Here is a 436-nt window from a genome sequence, read left to right as displayed (position 1 = left end):
ATGTGCTCCTGATCGGCCATGCCGGCCATCCGGAAGTGATCGGCACGATGGGCCAGTTGCCGGAAGGAGCCGTGACCCTTATCGAGACCGAGGCGGATGCGGCAAGCTTCGTGCCGGCAGACCCGGCGGCGCTTGGCTTTGTCACCCAGACGACGCTGTCGGTCGAGGACACCGCCGGCATCATCCGGGCGCTGCAAGAGCGTTTCCCCGAGCTTCACGCCCCGGCCGCCGAATCCATCTGCTACGCCACTACCAACCGACAGGAGGCGGTGAAGGAGACGGCCGCCGGCGCCGACCTTTTCCTCGTCGTCGGCGCGCCGAACTCGTCCAACTCGCGGCGTCTTGTCGAAGTGGCGGAGCGCGCGGGCGCCGCGATGTCGCTTCTCGTGCAGCGCGCCTCCGAAATTCCGTGGGATGAGATCGGCAGGATTTCGAC

General features: G+C 67.0%; 1 pseudogene. It reads left to right on the top strand.

The window, feature by feature from the left end:
• Positions 1-436 (top strand): annotated as a pseudogene (locus tag EOA60_RS37050) (4-hydroxy-3-methylbut-2-enyl diphosphate reductase); the annotation flags it as partial.

This window comes from Mesorhizobium sp. M1A.F.Ca.IN.020.06.1.1 (assembly GCF_004023265.1).
In the GTDB taxonomy this organism is placed as follows: Bacteria; Pseudomonadota; Alphaproteobacteria; order Rhizobiales; family Rhizobiaceae; genus Mesorhizobium.
The sequence above is the reverse complement of the archived record's forward strand: the minus strand, read 5'-3'. Positions and strand labels throughout refer to the sequence as shown.